The following is a 3,017-nucleotide window of genomic DNA, read 5'->3' on the forward strand; positions in this document are numbered from 1 at the left end:
ATCATATGCCGGACAATCACCGCCGTTATTTAACACATACCCCTAAAGAAAATTTACTATGGGCAGAAGATATTAGGCCAAATACTTATGCGTATGTCGACTATATTCTTTCCAATAATGTCGAGAAAAAAGCCCTGAAATTACTCGCTACATTGAGAAATACAGCCTCTAAATACACGTCCGAAGAATTAGAAGCTTGCTGTCATACATTGATGTCTGGCGCAAAGGAACCCACCAACTCATTACTCAAATCCATTCTCAGTCGTGCAAAGAAACGAAAGAAAACTTTGGATAATCATTCAAAAAAATCAATTATAGAGGAGCAAACGGACAACAAGTATGGTTTTGTCCGTGGTGCAGCCTACTTCGGAGGTAAAAAATAATGAGAAATGAACAAACACTTGAAAAATTAAAAGCTATGCGTTTGAGCGGAATCGCTGACCTATATGAGCAACAAACAATGGACGAAACCACCCAATCCTTAGGATTTGAGGAACGATTTGAGCTGTTAGTAGACGCTGAATCTGCCCGCCGTAAATCAAATAAATTAGAACGTTTAATTCATCAGGCAACATTCAGTGATCCAAATGCGTCTATCGAAGGAATTGAATACTATCCCGATCGACATCTGGATAAAAACCTTATTTCTAAACTCGCACAAGGAGGATACATTGATAACCACCAGAATATTATCTTGATGGGTGCTTCTGGAAACGGGAAAACCTGGATAGCCAATGCCTTGGGTATTCAAGCTTGTCGTCAATTCAGAAAGGTGAAGTATATTCGTCTTCCAGAATTAATTGACGAGCTGGCTTTAGCGAAATATGAGGCTGATGATTCTTATCGTAAACTGATTAAAAAGTACACGAAAATTGAACTACTCATCATTGATGAATTATGGGAAGCTTTTCATAATTCATCTTATGAAAAGCTAAATATTATGTAAAGCTAGATACAAGCCCTGTTGATTTTGTAAGCTTTTTGTGTTTCTAACTATACATAATATAGTATCCTTATCCTAAAAGGAGGACGAAATAATGGATACTATTGGAAGTTTAATAAGGAAAGCGATTATTCATTTAGATGAATTAGGATACTCTGAAGGGACAAAGACTCGCTATAGAAGTTGTTGGAATTGCTTCGAAAAATACGCCGACTTAAAAAATATTCAAGACTTCACTCTTGAATTTGGGTATGAATTCTTGGTGAATCACTATAGAGTTGATTTTGATATTGACTTAACGCCATATCAAAGATTTACTGTCCGATCAATTAAAGTTTTAAACGATTTTTTGAAAGATGGCACATTCAATAAATGCTATCAAAGAAAAGGACTTCAGGTACCCGACTGTTATTTTGATATTCTTATGAGTTATGTCGAAAATCTAAAACAATCAAATCTTACAGATCGAACTATTCAAGGAAAACAAATTATTATTATTCGATTTCTTTATTTTTTGAAAACAAATGAAATTTCTGATATTTCAAAGATACAGTCTAAAAATGTTTTGATGTATATCAAGTCAATAATGACAAATTATGCAGTATCCACAAAAGAGACTATTCTATACACTTTGAGAGATTTTTTGAACTTTCTAAACACCGGTAATTACAATAAATATCATTTAAATCAGCTGTTTCCAATTATTCGATCAAATAAGTTAGAAAAATTACCATCGTATTATACATCTGAAGAAATTAGAGTATTACTTTGTAATGTAGACCGAAATACAGCTGTTGGTCGGCGTGATTATCTTATCTTACTACTAGCCATCCAGTTAGGAATGCGAGCTGGTGATATTAGAAATTTAAAGTTGGATAACATTAAATGGCATTTAGAAAAAATTGAATATATTCAAGAGAAAACAAAGAATTTCTTGCAGTTACCACTGAGTGATAATATAAAATATGCATTGATTGATTATTTGAAAAATGGTCGACCAATCTGTGATGACCCTCATATTTTTATTAGGCACAGAACGCCTTATGGGCATTTTGAAAAAGGAAATGTCTTTTGGAGTATTATAAACAAATACTTGGAACTTGCTCAAATTGAAACTAAAAATAGAAAACACGGTCTTCATGCAATGAGGCACAGTTTAGCAAGTAACCTTTTACAAGATAACACCCCATTACCTGTTATTTCAGGAATACTAGGCCATGAAAATTCGAATACGACTAAGATGTATCTTCGTATTGATACCGAACAGCTCCGAACCGTTGGTCTGGAGGTGCCTTCATGATAGATACAGAGAAAGAGTATATCTTTAATGGACCTTTCGCTAGTTATTGCACTATGTATGTTGATTATAAAAAGGGGTTAGGTTATAAATTTCAAGTGTCATCCTACTACAGGTTAAGGCAGATTGATAATTTTTTTAAAACATATGAACTCAAAAATCCTATTCTCACAAAGAAAATGGTGGATGATTATGTGAGTAAACGAGGTACTGAATCCACTAAAACACTTCACCAGAGGATGAGCACTATTCGACAGTTTGCACTGTTCATGAACACATTAGAATTCAATTTCTATGTATTTCCGAAAAATGAGTTTGTTAGAATAAGAGATAATTTCACCCCATACATCTTTACACACAAAGAAATGTCAAATATTTGGTCGATAGTTGACACTTTATGCTTGGCAGAGAATAGTGAATATGATAATCTCATTTACCCAATGCTCTTACGAATGTTGTACGGATGCGGATTACGAATTAACGAAGCTTTAACTTTGCATAAAACAGATATCAACTTAGAAAATGGTGTAATTACAGTAAATAAAGCCAAAAACAATATAACTCGGATTGTTCCTATGTCAGAAACATTAACGGATTATTGTCGTAATTATGCCAAAAAAATGACATTTAATATGGAAATCGAAGGGTATTTTTATCCGGCTCCTGATACTCAAAAATACAAAAGTAAAACAATATTAAACGATTTTAGAACCTGAATAATTCATAGCTTTAATTCTTTGGCACATTTTATTGAAATATGTATCACTAATATCCCTA

Annotated in this window: 3 protein-coding genes and 1 pseudogene; all 4 read left to right on the plus strand. The window is 33.4% G+C overall.

Annotation, left to right across the window (positions count from 1 at the left end):
• Window positions 1-383 (plus strand): annotated as a pseudogene (locus ACFO3L_RS00935) (IS21 family transposase); the annotation flags it as partial.
• Window positions 383-946, plus strand: a complete 564-nt coding sequence (locus ACFO3L_RS00940; protein ID WP_379962927.1) for an ATP-binding protein — start codon at window positions 383-385, stop codon at window positions 944-946. The pseudogene ACFO3L_RS00935 and the gene ACFO3L_RS00940, both read left to right, overlap by 1 nt.
• 91 nt (window positions 947-1,037) lie before the next feature.
• On the plus strand, window positions 1,038-2,243 hold the full coding sequence (locus ACFO3L_RS00945; RefSeq protein WP_379962929.1) for a site-specific integrase: 1,206 nt from the start codon (window positions 1,038-1,040) through the stop codon (window positions 2,241-2,243).
• Window positions 2,240-2,956, plus strand: a complete 717-nt coding sequence (locus ACFO3L_RS00950; protein WP_379962931.1) for a tyrosine-type recombinase/integrase — start codon at window positions 2,240-2,242, stop codon at window positions 2,954-2,956. The genes ACFO3L_RS00945 and ACFO3L_RS00950 overlap by 4 nt, the downstream gene beginning before the upstream one ends.
• The last annotated feature ends 61 nt before the right edge of the window (window positions 2,957-3,017 follow it).

Source organism: Enterococcus eurekensis (assembly GCF_042654605.1).
GTDB classification, from domain to species: domain Bacteria; phylum Bacillota; class Bacilli; order Lactobacillales; family Enterococcaceae; genus Enterococcus_I; species Enterococcus_I eurekensis.